This window comes from Pandoraea sp. LA3, from assembly GCF_022696215.1.
Lineage (GTDB): Bacteria > Pseudomonadota > Gammaproteobacteria > Burkholderiales > Burkholderiaceae > Pandoraea > Pandoraea capi.
Genome location: NZ_PTPY01000036.1, coordinates 588892 through 606254, shown reverse-complemented (window position 1 = coordinate 606254; position 17363 = coordinate 588892). Strand labels below are relative to the sequence as shown.

The window sequence follows — 17363 nt, the reverse complement described above, 5'->3', positions numbered from 1 at the left end:
CGGTTCTGGTAAATCGTCAAATCAATTTGTCTGCGTGCCGGTGTCCGGCGGAAAGCGCTTTCGAATGTCGTGCCCGGCACACCGCCTCTGCGCGATACCTCATTCGGCACATCAAATCGCGCACACCAAGTCGGCACTTCAGTTCGGCACTACAATGCCGACGGATTTCGCCAGCGGCACGGGCGAAATGCCCGAGGAGCCGCGGAAGGGTTCGTCGAGATTGACGATCAGCGCAATCACCATGCCGATCGCACCCATGTGCATCGCGACGATCACGTTGCTCTTCCACGAGCCCGGATACCGACCATTCATCGCCATTGCCGCGAGCATGAACAGCGAGATCACCCACCAGAACACGCCGGGAACCGTCTTCGTCGAATTCTCGAAGCGTCCCTGCCTCGCCTCTTCCAGACGGTCGAGCAATGTGCGAATCGAACTGGCGCTGTCCTCATGTCGGGCGATCACCCGGCGCGTCGCGCCGACGAACGCCGTGAGGGCCGTCTCGGTATCCGGCGAAAGCTCGGGGTCGGCGGTGCTCAGCGTCTTCCATTCGTCGGTAACGGCAGACGCCACATAGCCGCGCAGCAATACGCGCGCCGACTTGGCATCGTCGTCGCCAACGGCCTTCAATTCACGATCGAGCCGACGAACCACCGACGCCTCGTGCAGTGCCTGATCGTCGGCATGCCCGAGGTTCGCCCGCACATCCGTCAGCACGTGGGCCAGCACGAACACGATGAAGGCCAGCAGGCTGCCGTGGACCACGTCCGCAACGGAGCCGCGCACTTCGGACGGATCCTTCAACCGGTCGAACAGCGTGACGCGTGCCAGCCAGGCGACGACAACGGCAAGCAATGCCGTGCCCATCGCCATGCAGACGAGCAACAAGCCCATCGGCAACAACGTCATCTGATCCACCACCCGCTGCATTCACGTCTCCCGGATTTCATCGTGATCATGCTTTCCGAAACTTTTCCGACGGTCGAGGCGCAGTGCTCCGCCGCCGATGCGGCGACTATACCTGATGCACGAAAGACGGCAACTTTAGAAAATTTCCGCGCCTCACCATCGAAACGTGACGAAAGTTTCCCGTGCTTTCCAGGCGCGGCTGCGGGACGCCTGCGGCACACTGCCGCTGCGTATCCAAGGAATCCCCGAGCCGATGATGTCGGCGTGCGCGCGGCGTCAGAGCGGTTTGGTGAGCAGCACCGTCGTCAAACCGCTATCCCACTCTTCGTCGGGATACATGGCGACCTCGGCGTAACCGTGTCGCTCGTAAAAAGCGCGGCTTTGCGTATTGAAGGTGTCGGTCTCGAGGCGCGCCACCCGATGCCCCTGTGCGCGCATTTGCGTTTCAGCGTGCGCCAACAGCAACGCCCCAATGCCCCGGCGCTGCTGCGATGGCGACACGTGCAGCGCGTCGATGAAGTCGCCGACCGCATGCACCATGCCGATAACGTCCTCATCCGCCCCCTGCGGCACCGCGACGACGAACTCGGCCCATTGGGCCTGCACGTAGGCGCGCGTGCGTTCACCTGATGCGAACGTCGCGGCAATCTCAGTGCGCAGCACGGGCGCCCACGTCGAGAAATAGGTCTGCATGAGCAGTTGAGTCAGCGCGTCGACATCCGATGCCCGCCCCTCGCGCAGCACGATCTGCGCCGTCATCTCACGTCCAGGCATTACGAAGTTTCCTCGCCACATCGATATGCACCTTCACGTCGCCGACCGGACCGCGCGGCATCTCGTCCTCGCGCGGTTTCGGGAAGATGTCGTAGAGCGGCAGCATCTTGTCTGAGACGAAGCGACTGCGTGTGCCGTACACATGACGGTCGCCCAAGCCGGTTTGCTGGTGTACATAGAACCGCTGCGGCACGACTAACTGCAACGACTCTTTGGCGCGTGTCATCGCCACGTAGAGCAGACGTCGCTCCTCCTCGATGTCCTCGTCGTCCCCCGTACTCATGTCGGACGGAATACAGCCGTCGACCACATTGAGCACATAGACCGAATGCCACTCCTGTCCCTTCGCGCTGTGGATCGTCGAGAGAATCAGATAGTCCTCGTCGAGCAACGGCGGCCCCGATTGCGCGCTGGTGGCATCAGGCGGATCGAGCGTGAGTTCCGTGAGGAACTGCTCGCGCGAACCGTAGGTATTGGCAATGCGCGCCAGTTGTTCGAGATCAGCCTGACGCACGGCCGCGTCGTCGAAACGCTGTGTGAGCAATGGCGCATACCAGCGCAACGCGAGATCGACGTCCGCCGGCCACGCGAGCCGCGTGTCGTGCAACGTCATGTAGACATCGACGAACGCTTTCCACTCCGCAGTCGCTGCCGCCGGTGGCTTGAATGCCGCCAGCACCTGTGCCGGTGTCGCGGATTGCGCCATGGCGTCGAGCAACCGGGTGGCGCTCACCGGGCCGATGCCGGGAATCAACTGCGCGACGCGGAACCCCGACAAGCGGCTCGCCGGGTTGTGCGCCCAACGCAGGATCGACAGCATGTCCTTCACGTGCGCGGCTTCGAGAAACTTCAAGCCGCCGAACTTCACGAACGGAATATTGCGACGCGTGAGTTCCAGTTCCAGCGCGGCGCTGTGGCTGCCAGTACGGAACAACACCGCTTGCTGCGTGAGCCGTGTGCCGGTTTCCCGCTGCGCCAGCACTTGATCCGCGACCCAGCGCGCTTGCCCAGAGTCATCGCTGACATTGACGAGCTGCGGCAACCGCGTCGATTGCCGGTCGGTCCACAAGGCCTTGGCGTAACGCTCGCTCGACTCCGCAATGACGGCATTCGAGGCATCCAGAATCGGCTGCGTCGACCGGTAATTGCGCTCCAGCGTGACCACGTGCGCAGGTTCGGCGAACTGGCCGGGAAAATCCAGGATGTTGCGGATCGTGGCGGCGCGAAACGCGTAGATCGACTGCGCGTCGTCGCCCACGACGGTGAGGCCGCGTCCCTGCGGCTTCATCGACAGCAGAATCTGCGCCTGAAGACGGTTGGTGTCCTGGTATTCGTCGACGAGCACGTGATCGAAGCGGCCATCGAGTTCGCGCGCCAGCGCCGGGGCCGCCATCGTCTCGGCCCAATACAGCAGCAGATCGTCGTAATCGAGCACATGCTGCGCCTGCTTGGCGTCGACGTAAGCCCCGAAAAGTTGCTTGAGTTGCGCTTCCCACTGAGCACACCACGGAAAATGTTTCGCCAGCACTTCGTCCAGCGGCGCCTGACTGTTCACTACGCGCGAGTAGATCGACAGACACGTGCCCTTGAGCGGGAAGCGCGACTGCGTGGCGGAGAACCCGAGATCGTGACGCACTAGCCCGAGCAGATCCTCGGCGTCGCTGCGATCGTGGATGGTGAACGCTTCCGACAGGCCAATGCGCGGCGCGAAATCGCGCAGCAACCGTGCGCCGATGGCGTGAAACGTGCCGGCCCACGGTAGCGACGGCGGCTGGGACGACGCCAGCCGCAGCACCTTTTGCAGCACCGCGCCCACGCGCCGCTCCATCTCCCCCGCCGCACGCCGCGAGAACGTGAGCAACAGAATGCGGTTGGGATCGGCGCCGCGCACGATCAGATTGGCCACCCGATGCGCGAGCGTACTCGTCTTGCCCGAACCTGCCCCGGCGATGACGAGCAACGGCCCGCCCGGCGCGCCGTCGTCGCCCACGCCATAATCGACCGCTTCGCGCTGGCGGTCATTGAGTTCGGCCCACGGATCGCGGGCGGCGGCGGACGAGGGTTCTGACATGCGAGGTGAAAACGGAGAAGGTACGCTCGAAGAGTACTGTATATTTATACATTATAACGACAGGCCCGATGCCCATCGAGCCCTCGCGGAAATTCGGACGAATCACCGTCGTCTCCCTCCCAAGCGTCCAACAGGCAAGCCATTCGCCGACACGATGACGATCCGCACCGGCACCTCCTCCTGGACCGACCCGACGCTCATCGCGTGCGGACGGTTCTACCCGCCGGGCGTCCATACGCCGGAGGCACGGTTGCGCCATTACGCCTCCCAGTTCGATCTGGTGGAAGTCGACAGCAGCTATTACCGTTTGCCTGACGCCGCCGTCGCCTGGCGCTGGACCCAACGCACGCCTCCATCGTTTCGCTTTCACATCAAGGCGTTTCGCGCGTTCACGGGGCATACCACGCCGGTGAGCGCCCTGCCGCCGGATATCGCACGGGCCTTGGGATCAAACATCGCCAAGGGCGGGTCATCACCGACATCGCCGACGCAGGACACGCAGATCGCCCCCGACGACATCCCGGCCGAATTGCGCGACGAACTCTGGCGACGCTATCTCGAAGCCATCGAGCCTCTGCGCCAGAGCGGGCAACTGACGGCCATCCACTTCCAGTTTTCGCCCCACGTCCGGAACGACCGGGCCGGGCGCGCACTCGTCTTCGAGACGGCGGAACGGCTGGACGGCGAGCGGCACGCCATCGAATTCCGCCATCGCAGCTGGTTCGATTCGCCGTCGCGAGAGACGGCCACGCTCACCATGCTGCGTGAAACAGGTGCGGCGCACACGATCGTCGACAGCCCGACGGGCTTCGACAACACGGTACCCGCCGTGTGGGCTACGACGCGCGACGACCTGTGCGTCGTCCGTCTGCATGGCCGGAACGCGGCAGCGTGGAATCGACGAGGCATCACGGCGTCGTCGGGACGCTTCGTCTACGAATACAGCGCGAGCGAGCTGATCGACATTTCCGCCCGTGTGGCGCGCATCGCTGCCCTCGCCGACGACACGCACGTGCTCTTCAACACCAACCACGAAGATCAGGGCATGAAGAACGCGTCGGCGTTCCAACGCGCCCTCACCGACCTGGCACGCCTCGGACGATAGCGCTATCGGTCCGGAAACTGCCTGACGTCAGGCGCGGGGCAGGCTGTCGCTCGGGTCGACGGCGACCGTGTCCTTGGACGCGACGCCCGTACGCAGCATCCTGCGCCACGCAGGCACATCCGCAAGCCGCGTGCCTTCGGGGACCGCGCCGTGTTTGCTGTGCCCCACCCGTTGCGCACGATAGATCCCCGTGTGTCCCGAGCAGAGATACGCCAGTACGCAGGCGAGGGCCGCATATCCACCGATCTGCGGGCCGAAGATTTCGATGGCCATCAATGTCGACGCGATCGGCGTATTGGCCGCCCCCGCGAAGACCGCAACGAAACCGATGCCCGCCAGAATCGGCGCAGGCAGCGCCAACACGTGAGACAGCGCGTTGCCCATCGTCGCGCCGATGTAAAACAACGGGGTGACTTCGCCGCCTTTGAATCCGGTACCCAACGTCACGACAGTGAAGACGAGCTTGCCGAGAAAGTCGTACCACGGCAGCGACGTATGGAATGCGTCGACGATGGTCGGAATGCCCAGCCCCAGATACTGCGGCGTGCCCAGCACCGTGACGGCAATCGCCACCGCCAGACCGCCCAGCAGCGGACGCAGCGGTGCGTAGGCCACACGACGCTTCATGAAAGCGGACGTCGCGTGGGTCGCCTGCGCGAAGGCCATGCCGACCAGTCCGCAAAGCACGCCGGCCACCGCCGCGCTGAACGCCCCCGAGAGGGTCATCGATGCGCCGAATGCCGAGGGGGCAATCGTATAGACGGTGTGATTCACGCCCCAGGCGTGCGTGACGGCGTCGCCCACGAGTGCGGCGACGAGGCATGGCAGCAAGGCGTCATAGCGCAGGCGGCCGATCGCCAGCACCTCCAGCCCGAAAATGGCCCCCGCGAGCGGCGTGCCGAACACCGAGGCGAAGCCCGCCGCGATCCCCGACATCAGCAGCACACGACGTTGCTCGCCGGACAATCGGAAAACGTGCGTGAGCTGATCGGCCAGCGCGCCGCCCATCTGGACGGCGGTGCCTTCGCGTCCGGCGGAGCCGCCGAACAGATGCGTCATGACCGTGCCGAACAGCACGAGCGGCGCCATGCGCAACGGCACCACCCGCCGGGGATCGTGGATTTCGTCGATCAGCAGATTGTTGCCCGCCTCGACGCTCGCGCCGAGCCGAAGGTAGAGCCAGCCGACGGCGAAGCCCCCGAGCGGCAGCCCCCAGAGCAGCCAGGGATGGGCGAGGCGCGTGTCGGTCGCGAGATCCAGCGCGACGAGAAACAGCGCGGAGGCACTGCCGGCCATCACGCCGACGAGCGCGGCCAGCAGGCTGGCGTGGGCGGCACGCGGGAGGACACCGAACAGGTCACGCAATGGAGAGTCGTGGAACATCTTCATGGTGGCAAACATCGTGAATCGCGGCGTACGACGCCGTCGACAACATGCCTGAACGCGACAGAAAGGGGAAACGCGGGGTGACTTCGTGGGGAACGAGAAAATCGCCCGTCCGCATAGCCCGCAACCTCCCGGCACGCCAGGATCTTGCAGGCATCATCAGCCCCGGGGCGGGGCGGTTTGCGAAACGAACGCCGGAGGTATGCCATCTCCGTGCAGCAGTCGCCATGCTATCAGGAAGCGAGCGCACTCACAATGTGTGACATTTTTCGACGATATCTCAGACGAAATGCCGAACCGCATCGGCGGATTCCGATAAATCGGCCAGTTGCCGTTTTGTCCGCCCCAACGCCCCTAGAATCGCCTTCAGCTTCAAGGAGGACAGCATGGTCGCGGACAGGGAATACATCGAACGGGTGAAGGGGTATGGGTGGGAGGAGGTTGCGGGGTTGTGGCGCGACGTCAAACAATGTTCGACACCGGGTTGGGATGCGGGAAGAGCGTTGGAATACCTCGTGCTCAAAGGCTTCGAGCTTAGTGGGGCGAAGGTCAGGTGGCCGTTCCGGGTGCGGCACGAGGACCGGAGGATCATCGAGCAGGTCGACGGCATGATCTATTCCGGTGGCATCGCCGCCATTGTCGAGTGCAAGGACTATTCGAAGCCGTCGACACGAACGAAGCGAGCCGCGAACAAGGAGCCGATCGCAACATTGCTCGCGCATCTCACGCGTCGCCCGTCGTCGTTGATCGGTTGTCTGTTCGTCAGCGGCAACTATTCTGACACCGCGCGCAATCTGGTCAATTCGATCAAGCCCGCCACGATTCTTTGCTGGACAGGCGACGACATCGAATTCTGTCTGGCGCAGCGGGATTTCGCCTTGGGACTGAAACGCAAGTACCGCGCGTGCATGGAAGAAGGCGCGCATTGCATGAGCTGTGCGAACTAAGGAGACGCGTTCATGGACTTACGAAGCATTGTTTGCCCCTCTAACGACGCGATTGCGTTCCTTCAGGCATGGCTGCCCGAAACCCTTGTCGAGACGTCGCGCTTTTATTGCCCCAGCTCGTTGAGTGACGTCCCTTCGACGGCGGGCGACGTCATTTATCTCCGGCAACTTCAGACGCTCGTGATTCATGACGTTCACTCGACGCACTCTGGCGTCATCGACGATCAGGAGGATCGCATCAAGGACGTACTGACCATCAACGCGTCGAGCGAGCAGTTCGAGGTCGTGGTCGTCGCGCCGACGCTCTTCATCATGCTCTTCGAATCGCAAACGATATTCAGCACGGTCTTCGGCGAGCATGCGACCGAATATCTGCACTTGATGGGAAGTTACGATCCCGAACGTGCGATTCAGGAGGCGGACACCAGTGTGGCCAAGATAATCGATGGCATGGACGCGTCCATGCGAGAACAGTTGCGGGCGACCCCCACGGCAACTCGGATTCTCGGAGGCATTGCCACCCTGGACGCCAAACCTTTCACCCATGAAAACGGCGGGGACTATGTCGTGCATCGTCGCCCGCCGTCACTCCGTCAGTGGGAGTAGTGGGTTTACTTCTTCGCGTCCTTCACCGCTTTCTCGATACGCGCGCCGACGTCCGGATCGATCTGCTTCCAGTAGTCGAATGCGCGTTCAAGCACCGGACTGCGCACGCCACCGAGCAGCGCGCCCGAAACGGTCTCGACCAGTCGCGTGCGCGACGCGTCGTCGAACACATGGCGCACCAGGTCGCCGGGTTGCGAGAAGTCGTCGTCGTCCTTGTGCAGCGTGTAGGCGCTGCGCACCATCGGACCATCCGACTCCCAGCCGTCGTCGGCCGCGCCCGTCTGATCGGCATACGGACGCCCGCCGCTGTTCGGCACGTACACCGGCGCGTTGCCGCTATGCTCGTAAGCCATATGGCCGTCGAACATATAGGTCTGCACCGGCACCTTCGGACGATTCACCGGCAGTTGATGGAAGTTCGTGCCGATGCGATTGCGTTGGGCGTCGTTGTAAGCGAAGGCCCGGCCGAGCAACATCTTGTCCGGCGAAAGGCCGATACCCGGCACGGTGTTGCCCGGCGAGAACGCGGCCTGCTCGATCTGCGCGAAGAAGTTTTCCGGATTGCGGTTGAGCGTCATCTTGCCCACCTTGATCAGCGGATAGTCCTTGTGCGACCAGGTCTTCGTCAGATCGAACGGATTGAAGCGATACGCTTTGGCGTCCGCGTAGGGCATCACCTGCACCGACAGGATCCAGCTCGGGTTGTCGCCGCGCGCGATGGCGTCGAACAGGTCGCGACGATGGAAGTCAGCGTCCTCGCCCGACATCTTGGCCGCTTCGGCGTTGGAGAAGAACTCCATGCCCTGCTGCGTGTGGAAGTGATATTTGACCCAGAATTTCTCGCCCTGCGCATTGACCCACATGTAGGTATGCGAACCATAGCCGTTCATGTGACGCCAGGTGCGCGGCAATCCCCGGTCACCCATCAGATAGGTCACCTGATGCGCGGACTCCGGATTGTTGGTCCAGAAGTCCCATTGCATGTGGTTGTCGCGCAGCCCCGAATCCGGCAGACGCTTCTGGCTGCGGATGAAGTGCGGAAACTTCATCGGATCGCGTACGAAGAACACCGGGGTGTTGTTGCCGACGAGATCGTAGTTGCCTTCGTCGGTGTAGAACTTCAGGGAGAAACCGCGCACGTCGCGCCAGGTGTCGGGGCTGCCGGCTTCGCCCGCGACCGTGGAGAAACGCGCGAGCATGTCGACCTTGGCGCCCTTCCTGAACAGCGAGGCCTTGGTGTACTTGCTCACATCTTCCGTGGTTTCGAAAATACCAAAGGCACCGGCGCCCTTGGCGTGAGGTTGACGCTCCGGCACCTTTTCCCGGTTGAAGTGCGCCATCTGCTCAAGGAAGTGAACATCATGCAGCAGGAGGGGGCCGTCTGCACCGACCGATAACGTGTTCCGGTCGCTTGCCGCCGGGGCACCTGCTCCGGTTGTCGAACCGGTGTCCAGACGTTCTTTCTCTTTGCTCATACATACCTCCGACATGAAGGTGGGTGGGGAGAGGGAGAGAATTGGAGTCAGCTATATCGCAAGTCGTTCAAAGCATAATACAAGACGACGAATTTCACCCACCCCCACGACGGTTACAGCGCCGAGAACCCGCCGTCCACCACGATTTCCGCACCGAGCATGTAGCGCGAATCGTCGCTCGCGAGGAATAGCGCCGCACGAGCGATGTCTTCCGCCGTGCCGAGTCGACCGACCGGAATCCGCGACGCCAGTTGCTGCTTCGCGTGCGCATTCTCTTCCGGCGTCGCGCCCCGACGGTCCAGAATCGGCGTATCGATCGCGCCCGGGCTCACGGCGTTCACCCGAATGCGGCGTGCCAGCAATTCGCTCGACCAGGTGCGCGCCAACGAGCGAACTGCCGCTTTCGACGCCGAGAGCATCGACATTCCCGGCGTTCCCACCTCGTTGAGCCACGACGTATTGAGAATCACCGACGCGCCATCGCTGAGTATCGGCGCCATCGCCTGCATTGACAGAAACACGCCCTTCACATTGATGTCCATCAACGTGTCGTACTGCGCCTCGGTCGTATCAGCCAGCGGTGTCGCGTAAGCAACGCCTGCGTTGGGGAAGAAGATGTCGAGCGAACCGAGCGCCTGAACGACTTCGTCGCGGATACGGTGCAGGTCGTCGACGCGACGAACGTCACCAAGGATGGGCACGACGCGCTCACCCAACGATTGCCGCAGCGCTTCCATGCGCGCCACGTCGCGGCCGACGACAGCGACGCGCGCCCCCTCCTCCACGAACAATCGCGTCGTAGCCAGACCGATACCGCTCGTCGCGCCCGTGATGAGCGCACGCTTGCCTTGCAGCTTCATGAGATGTCTCCCAGGTCTTCAACGCGTGTTGACGAAAGCCGAATGCGCATCGAGCACGCGCGCGGTGTACGTGAGCGCCGCGCCGGCGTTGAGCGAGATCGCGACCGTCAGCGCTTCGATGATTTCCTCGCGTGTGGCGCCCTGCTCGATGGCCGCCTTCGTGTGCACGGAGATGCAACCATCGCAACGCGTCGTGACCGCGACAGCCAGTGCGATCAGTTCGTGCGTCTTCGCATCGAGATGCCCCATCTTCGCGGCGCCGCTGTCGATCATTTGCAGGCCGCGCATCGACTCGGGGTTCGCCTTGGCATACTCGCCGACGCGAGCCAGCAGTTCGCTGCGGTAACCGTTCCAGTCTTTCATGACAAGGTCCTCCTCAGGCGTGACGGCCGGCCATCACGCCGCCATCGACCGGCAGCACGGTGCCCGTGATCCAACCGGCGGCATCCGATGCGAGGAACAGAATCGCTTCGGCCACGTCGCGCGGCTGACCGTTGCGGCCGAGCGGGTGGAATGCGTTGAATGCCGGCAGCGTCGCCTTCACTTCGTCGTCGCTCATGAACGTGTTGTAGACAGGCGTCTCCACGACACCGGGCGCCACGGTGTTGATACGGATGTGCAGCGGCGCGAGTTCGATGGCGAGGTTGCGCGTGAGGGCGTGCACGCCGGCGTTGGCAGCGGAATAGGCCGACGAGGGCGTCGCCCCGATCGCCTGCAACGCCCACAGCGACCCTGTCTGCACGATGGCGCCGCCGCCGCGCAACGACATCGCCTTGGCAGCCGCCTGCGCCATGAAGAATTTGCCCTTGAGGATGATGTCGAGAAAGCCGTCGTACTCGCTTTCAGTGAGTGAGAGGAACGCCTTCGGGCGGAACACCCCGGCGTTGTTCACGAGAATGTCCACGCCGCCGAACGCCGACGTCGCCAGATCCACCAGCGCCTGCGCCGTCTCCGGACGCGCGATGTCGCCCGCCAGATAGCGCACGGCGGCGCCGCTCGCATCGATCTGCGCGGCCGCGGCCTTGAGCTTGGCCTCGTCACGCCCGCCGATGACCACCTTCGCGCCGGCCGCAACCAGTCGTGCCGCCACTTCCTTGCCGATGCCCGAACCGCCACCTGTCACGATGGCAACCTTGGAAGAAAAACTATGCATTTGATGACTCCAGAGATACGTTGGGATTCGCAGGCCCCGGTCGCCATATATCGACTAACCGAACCTTCGATGTCTGCATTGTTCGCTCCGGGCAACGGCTTCACAAATCAGTTATTCTGCGTCGCATCGAAAGAAAATCTTTCTCATATGAAAGCTCCCGTCTTCCTCAATGCGCTGCGCGCCTTCGAAGCCAGCGCACGCCATCAGAGTTTTTCCGCCGCTGCCGGCGAGTTGAACGTGACGCCCGCCGCCGTCGGTCAGATGGTGCGAAGCCTCGAAGCATGGCTCGGCCTGTCGCTGTTCGAGCGCAGCAGTTCCGGGCGCGCCCGGCTCGTGCCGACGCAGGCCGCCCAGCGCGCGCTGCCCGACCTGCGCGACGGCTTCGATCGTCTGAACCTTGGGTTCGCCAAGCTCCGTGAAGGCTCGACCGTCGGCGTGCTGACGGTGGCGGTGAGCCCCGCCTTTGCCGCGAAATGGCTGCTGCCGCGCATCGACCGTTTTCAGAGCGCGTGGCCCGACACCGACGTGCGCCTCGACACCAACCTCAAGCCGGTGGATTTCGTCGCGCAAGGCATCGATATCGGCGTGCGCTACGGACTCGGTCACTGGCCGGGGCTCGTGGCGGAGAAGCTGATGGACGAGGAGGTGTTTCCGGTGTGTGCGCCGTCGCTATTACGCGCGCATGCGGCATTGAAGACGCCGGCCGGTTTGAAAGGGATGACGCTGATCCACGATCTGTCGATCGACAAGAGCGCAGGCTATGTGACGTGGCCGCAGTGGCTGGAGCGCGCGGGGCTGGCGTCGCTGGAGACGCGCGCCGGGCTGAAGATCAACAACTCGGCCGCGGTCCTGCAAGCGGCCATCGACGGGCATGGCATCGCGCTCGCCCGCAGCGTGCTCGCGCGCGACGACCTCGCGGCAAACCGTCTGGTGCGGCTCTACCCCGAGGTGGATTGTTCGTCGCCGCTCGCGTATTACGTGGTGTATCGCGCGGAGTGCGCCACGCTGCCCCGGCTCGCGGCGTTCCGCGAGTGGTTGCAGCAGGAAACTTCCGCACTGGCGACGTCGGATACCGACACGCGCAATGAGGGAAAGGGACGCAAGACCGCCATCAAGCCGCCAGCGCCCGGCACTGACAAACCACGCGCTCGAAGCAGGCAATCGCAAAATCGACGGACGCCTCGGAAGTAAAACGGCCGAGACTCAGGCGCACCGTACGGCTCGCCGCTTCACTGTCGAGCCCGATGCCGCTCAGCACGTGTGACGGCTGGCCGGAGCCGGAGTTGCACGCCGAGGTCGACGACACCGCGAGATTGCTGTTGAGCATGAACGTGAAGAAGCCGGGATGCCCGACGGTCAGGCTCAACGTGTGAGGAATGCGCCTGGCGGCGCCCGCGTTGTGCACCACACCGTCGAGCGCGAGCACCCCATCGAGCAACCGGCGGCTCAGCGCCGCAATGCGCACGTTATCCGATGTCATGTTCTGCCGGGCCAATTCGCAGGCCGTGCCCATGCCGACGATCTGATGCGTCGCCAGCGTGCCCGAGCGCAGACCGCGCTCATGGCCGCCGCCGTGGATCTGCGGGGCGATACGCGCCATCACGTCCTTGTTCACGTACAACGCACCGATGCCTTTGGGGCCGTACACCTTGTGCGCCGACATCGACAGCATGTCGATGCCCATGGCCTTCACGTCGATGGGCGTCTTGCCGAGGGCCTGTGCGGCGTCCACGTGCAGCAACGCACCGGCGGCGTGCACCACCTTTGCGATGGCAGCCACGTCGGTCAGCGTGCCGAGTTCATTGTTGACGAGCATCAGCGACACCAGTCCGGTCTCAGGACGCAGCGCTGCGGCAACGGCATCTGCCGTGATCTCGCCGTTGGCCGAAGGCGTCACATAGGTCACGGGCGCGCCGCCCTTTTCCAGATAGGCCATCGTGTCGAGAATGGCCTTGTGTTCGAGAACGCTCGTGATCAGGTGCGCTCGGGCCTGCCCCCGTTCGGCATAGCCCTTGAGGGCGAGATTGTTCGATTCGGTCGCACCGGAGGTCCAGACGATCTCACTGGCGTCGGCATTGATAAGTGCCGCAACCTGCGCCCGCGAGCGCTCGACGAGACGGCGCGCGCTGACACCCGCGGCGTGCGAGCTGGACGCCGGATTCCCGAACACGCCATCGACGCCCAGACATTCGGCCATGGCCGCGATCACGGTGGCGTCCACCGGTGTCGTCGCCGCGTAGTCGAAGTAATGGAATGATTCGTTGTCGCGCATGATCGGCCCCCGCCATAAAAAAGTTGCAACGATCGTACGCGCCGGAAGCGGGAAAAGGCTTGCGAATTTAGCTGTGCATATCTGGTTTCGTGGAATATCCATCCCACAAAATCGGGATTGAAGGAAAATTCATCCAGCAAACTCATTCGATACCGTCCACCGGGAATCGGACGGTGACTTCGAGGCCGCCGCCGGGGGCATCGCCAAGCGACACCTGAGCGTGATGCTTGCGGGCGATTTCCCTGACGATCGCCAGTCCGAGTCCGGAGCCGTCAGCGTTTTGTTGCGGGGTGCCGCTGTGCTCGCGACGATAGAAGCGCTCGAACACCGCGTCTCTCTCCTGCACTGGAATGCCAGGCCCGTTGTCGATCACCTGAAGGACGGGCGCCACCCCGTCGAGACGCGTGCGAACGGTGATCACCGCCTCGTCCCCCGCGTACCGAATGGCGTTGTCGATCAGGTTGCCGCACAACTCCGCCAGCAACTCGCGCTGCCCGTGAACCGTCACCGCACCGTCGTGCTCGAAGCCCAGATCGATCCGGCGGGCACGAGCGACCGGCGACCAGTCGAGCGCGACGCTGCGGGCCACGTCGTCCAGTCGTAGCGAGGCCATCGCCATGGGCGGACCGCCCTCCGCCTCCAGGCGCGACAACGACAGCAACTGCCGGACACTCTTCGCGGCCTGCCTGACCGCATGATTGAGCCGCTCGACGCGCTCTCGCGCGTGCGCGCTCAGCGATTCGCGCAGTGTCAGCTCGGACTCGGCCTGAATGATCGCGAGCGGTGTTTTCAGTTGATGGGCGGCATCGGCGAAGAAGCGTTGTCGTGCGGCCTGCATGCGCCCAACGCGTCCTACGTACTGATTGATGGACTCGACCAGTGGCTTGACCTCCGTCGGCAAGTCGACGTTATCGAGCGGTGTCGTATCGTCTTCACCACGCGCCGCCACTTTCGCCGAGAGCCGGTTCAGGGGACGCAGACCACGCGTCACCCCGAGCCAGACGATGGCCAGCGCCAGCACCACGAGCAGCACTTCCTGCTGAAGGGCGCCGGTCAGGATCTGACGCGCCAGTTCGTGACGCGCCTCCGTCGTCTCGCCAACCACGATCCACACCACACGCGTCTTCGCATTCGGCACGTCATGCACCGGCAATTGCAGCGCGCCCATGCGCAGCGTCTCGCCGCGATATTCGGCGTCGTAGAACGCCGTGTGGTACGGCTCGGGCGTCAGCCGAACCGGCGGCAACGGCAAGTCGTGGTAGCCCGTCACCGCGCGCCCATCGTTGCCGCCGCCCTGCGTGCCGTCGCCGCCTTCGCGAATCACGTAATAGATCTTGCCGCCGCGATCCGACTCGAACATCTCCAGCGCGAGGTACGGCAGGTTGACCTGCACCTCACCGTCGATCAGTTGCGTGCCTTCGCGAATCGACTTGATCGAGAACTCCAGCGAACGGTCGAACGCCGAGTTGGCCGCACTCATCGCGCGCTGATAAGTCAGCCAGGTGTCGAGAGCGAGCAGCCCAAGCAGCGGGAACAGCAGCCAGAGCGCCAGTTGGCGGCGAAGATTCGGTTGCGGCATGGAACGGAGGACGTCAAAAAAAGTACGGCGTGAGACGAAAACGCGGTGCGCCTGGCGGCCAATCTTGAGACATCGCGCTCAGCCAGCAGAAGGTGCGGCGTCGGCCTTCTCTTCGAGCAGATAACCCAGCCCGCGCAACGTGACGATGGCGACGCGGCTGCCTTCGAGCTTCTTGCGAAGCCGGTGAACGTAGATTTCGATGGCATCGGGGCTCACCGACTCATCGATGCCGAACAGCTTCTCGGAGAGCGCCTCCTTGTTGATCGCGCGTCCGCCGCGCAGGATCAGTACTTCGAGCACGGCACGCTCGCGCTTGGTCAGGGCCAGCAGCTCGCCGTCCAGACGAAAGCTTCGTTCCACACCATCGAAGACGAGCGGCCCGCACGTGACGTCGGCGCTCTCGTGATGCTGCGACCGACGGATCAGTGCGCGGGCGCGCGCTTCCAGCTCGTCGAGTTCGAACGGCTTTGAAAGATAATCGTCGGCCCCGAGATTGAGCCCCTTCACGCGATCTTCTAGCGAGCCGTGCGCGGTGAGAATCAGCACCGGCACACGATTGCGCCGCGCGCGCAGGCGTCGCAGGATCTCGAGGCCGTCCAGACGCGGCAACCCGAGATCGAGAATCACGAGCGAATACTCCTGCGTGCGCAACACGTGATCGGCCGCTTCGCCGTCGTGCATGCAGTCGACGGCGAAGTTCGCCTGCGCTAATGCTTCGGAGAGCGATTTAGCCAGACTCGGATTGTCTTCGACAAGCAGGATACGCATGAGATGCCAGACCACTGAAGCGCCGCAGAATTCGCTTTCGATGGCGTGTCGATCGTTGAATCGCACGACTTGGGCGGATGAGCGCACTCACCGACACTAGGGAAATCCATGACCCGAAAAAGGGGGCGCAGGCCGGATTCGAAAGGAAATCGAAAGCGAATTGAAAGTTTCGGCAAATTAACATGCGCCACGCGAAAACGACAAATCCCTCTCAAGGGATCTTCCGGAGGATGACATGCAGCAAAAGACAGCGATCGGCGCACTCGGCGCAATAGCGGCGTCCGTGACGCTTATGGCCGCCCTGCCCGCAGCCCACGCGCAGGTACCGGCCGGCTACCCGGCCAACTATCAGGCCACCATCGACGCCGCGAAGAAAGAAGGCAAGCTGATCGTGTACTCGGTGACCGACACCGCGCTCGTGCGTCCGCTCATCAAGGACTTCGAGTCGATGTACGGCGTGAAGGTCGAGTACAACGACATGAACAGCACCGAGCTGTACAACCGCTTCATCAGCGAATATGCCGCCAACAGCACCAGCGCCGACGTGCTCTGGAGCTCCGCGATGGACCTTCAGGTCAAGCTCGTGAACGACGGCACCATGGCCAGCTACGAGTCGCCCGAAGCCGCGCACATCCCCGGCTGGGCGCAGTATCAGAAGCAGGCATACGGCACGACGTACGAACCGCTCGCCATCGTCTACAACAAGCGCCTGCTGCCCGCGAACGAAGTCCCGCAAACGCGCATGGAGCTGATCAAGCTGTTGCAGGCGAATCCCGCGAAGTTCAAGGGCAAGGTCACGACCTACGACATCGAAAAGTCTGGCGTGGGCTTCAACTACCTGACGCAGGACGCCCGCGTGAATCCGGAAGTGACGTGGGAGCTCGTGGGCGCCATGGGTGCGCTCAACCCGAAGCTGCAATCGAGCACGGGCGCGATGATGGAACGCATCTCGTCGGGCGAAAACCTCATCGGCTACAACATCCTCGGCTCGTACGCCTTCGCCAAGGCGAAGAAGGATCCGTCCATCGGTTACGTCTATCCGCGCGATTACACGCAGGTGGTGAGCCGTCTGGTCACGATCTCGAAGAAGGCGAAGAACCCCAACGCGTCGAAGCTCTGGATCGACTATCTGCTCTCTCAACGTGGCCAGACGCTGCTCGCCAATCAGGCCAACCTGTTCTCGATCCGTGCGGACGTAGACGGCGAAACCTCGATGGCGAACCTCACGCAGCAACTCGGCGCGGCGCTCAAGCCGATTCCGATCGGCGCGGGCCTGCTCGTCTATCTGGATCAGTCCAAGCGACTTGAATTCCTCAAGCGCTGGCAACAGTCGATCAAGCGCTGATGCCGTAGTTAGCGCCTTGATTTCGCCTCGATAACGCCGTGAAGTCTGCGGCCAGCGGATGCTGATTCACCCCTAAGTCTCAAGCCTCAAGACCGGCGCTCGCGTATCGACGT

General features: G+C 63.3%; 15 protein-coding genes, 1 pseudogene and 1 riboswitch. Of the genes and pseudogenes, 5 read left to right on the top strand and 11 right to left on the bottom strand.

Translation table 11 applies throughout. The annotated features are described in order from the left end of the window. Positions 1–138 precede the first annotated feature (138 nt). The 3 genes from C5N93_RS21145 to C5N93_RS21135 form a co-directional block, all read right to left on the bottom strand. Positions 139–930, bottom strand: coding sequence for a DUF4239 domain-containing protein (locus C5N93_RS21145; protein WP_150720885.1), 792 nt, complete (start codon positions 928–930; stop codon positions 139–141). A gap of 255 nt (positions 931–1185) precedes the next feature. Next, on the bottom strand, positions 1186–1683 hold the full coding sequence (locus C5N93_RS21140) for a GNAT family N-acetyltransferase (RefSeq protein ID WP_242560779.1): 498 nt from the start codon (positions 1681–1683) through the stop codon (positions 1186–1188). Further along, a complete protein-coding gene (locus C5N93_RS21135; protein ID WP_242560778.1) occupies positions 1670–3754 on the bottom strand; it encodes an ATP-dependent helicase in 2085 nt (694 codons plus the stop codon). Before C5N93_RS21135 ends, C5N93_RS21140 begins: the two co-directional genes overlap by 14 nt. 154 nt (positions 3755–3908) lie before the next feature. Between C5N93_RS21135 and C5N93_RS21130 the strand changes: the two genes are divergently transcribed. After that, positions 3909–4859, top strand: a complete 951-nt coding sequence (locus C5N93_RS21130; protein ID WP_242560777.1) for a DUF72 domain-containing protein — start codon at positions 3909–3911, stop codon at positions 4857–4859. A 27-nt stretch (positions 4860–4886) separates the two neighbouring features. Here C5N93_RS21130 and C5N93_RS21125 read toward each other — a convergent pair whose 3' ends face one another. Next, the gene (locus C5N93_RS21125) at positions 4887–6260 is read right to left on the bottom strand and encodes a voltage-gated chloride channel family protein (RefSeq protein WP_242560776.1); all 1374 of its coding nucleotides are present in this window, start codon (positions 6258–6260) and stop codon (positions 4887–4889) included. Between the two features lie 128 nt (positions 6261–6388). Beyond that, a riboswitch (Fluoride riboswitch) is annotated at positions 6389–6467 on the bottom strand. Between the two features lie 164 nt (positions 6468–6631). On the opposite strand from C5N93_RS21125, the gene C5N93_RS21120 reads away from it, so the two are divergent. Both C5N93_RS21120 and C5N93_RS21115 read left to right on the top strand, forming a co-directional pair. After that, on the top strand, positions 6632–7192 hold the full coding sequence (locus tag C5N93_RS21120; protein WP_242560775.1) for a hypothetical protein: 561 nt from the start codon (positions 6632–6634) through the stop codon (positions 7190–7192). A gap of 12 nt (positions 7193–7204) precedes the next feature. Then, positions 7205–7798, top strand: a complete 594-nt coding sequence (locus C5N93_RS21115; RefSeq protein ID WP_242560774.1) for a hypothetical protein — start codon at positions 7205–7207, stop codon at positions 7796–7798. A 5-nt stretch (positions 7799–7803) separates the two neighbouring features. Here C5N93_RS21115 and C5N93_RS21110 read toward each other — a convergent pair whose 3' ends face one another. The 4 genes from C5N93_RS21110 to C5N93_RS21095 all read right to left on the bottom strand — a co-directional run bounded on the left by C5N93_RS21110 (position 7804) and on the right by C5N93_RS21095 (position 11286). Then, positions 7804–9273, bottom strand: a complete 1470-nt coding sequence (locus C5N93_RS21110) for a catalase (protein WP_150720879.1) — start codon at positions 9271–9273, stop codon at positions 7804–7806. Positions 9274–9386: 113 nt separating this feature from the next. Then, positions 9387–10133 (bottom strand): SDR family oxidoreductase, encoded by a 747-nt coding sequence (locus tag C5N93_RS21105; RefSeq protein ID WP_242560773.1) that lies wholly within the window; start codon positions 10131–10133, stop codon positions 9387–9389. Positions 10134–10151: 18 nt separating this feature from the next. Then, positions 10152–10496: a carboxymuconolactone decarboxylase family protein gene (locus tag C5N93_RS21100; protein WP_069342096.1), complete on the bottom strand. Its 345-nt coding sequence runs from the start codon at positions 10494–10496 to the stop codon at positions 10152–10154. 13 nt (positions 10497–10509) lie between these two features. Continuing rightward, positions 10510–11286, bottom strand: coding sequence for an SDR family NAD(P)-dependent oxidoreductase (locus tag C5N93_RS21095; protein WP_242560772.1), 777 nt, complete (start codon positions 11284–11286; stop codon positions 10510–10512). A gap of 147 nt (positions 11287–11433) precedes the next feature. Here C5N93_RS21095 and gcvA point away from each other — a divergent pair, with 147 nt between their 5' ends. Beyond that, positions 11434–12477 carry a transcriptional regulator GcvA gene (gene gcvA, locus C5N93_RS21090; protein WP_242560771.1) on the top strand — a complete coding sequence of 348 codons (1044 nt, stop codon included), beginning with the start codon at positions 11434–11436 and terminating at the stop codon, positions 12475–12477. Here the strand turns inward: gcvA and C5N93_RS21085 are convergent. From C5N93_RS21085 to C5N93_RS21075, 3 genes and pseudogenes are all read right to left on the bottom strand, one after another. Next, positions 12401–13558: pseudogene (locus C5N93_RS21085) on the bottom strand (aminotransferase class V-fold PLP-dependent enzyme); the annotation flags it as partial. The gene gcvA and the pseudogene C5N93_RS21085 overlap by 77 nt on opposite strands. 142 nt (positions 13559–13700) lie before the next feature. Continuing rightward, the gene (locus C5N93_RS21080; RefSeq protein ID WP_150720875.1) at positions 13701–15137 is read right to left on the bottom strand and encodes a sensor histidine kinase; all 1437 of its coding nucleotides are present in this window, start codon (positions 15135–15137) and stop codon (positions 13701–13703) included. 78 nt (positions 15138–15215) lie between these two features. After that, a complete protein-coding gene (locus C5N93_RS21075; protein WP_150720874.1) occupies positions 15216–15905 on the bottom strand; it encodes a response regulator in 690 nt (229 codons plus the stop codon). A gap of 292 nt (positions 15906–16197) precedes the next feature. On the opposite strand from C5N93_RS21075, the gene C5N93_RS21070 reads away from it, so the two are divergent. Then, complete coding sequence (locus C5N93_RS21070) at positions 16198–17250, top strand: ABC transporter substrate-binding protein (RefSeq protein WP_242560937.1); 1053 nt, start codon at positions 16198–16200, stop codon at positions 17248–17250. The last annotated feature ends 113 nt before the right edge of the window (positions 17251–17363 follow it).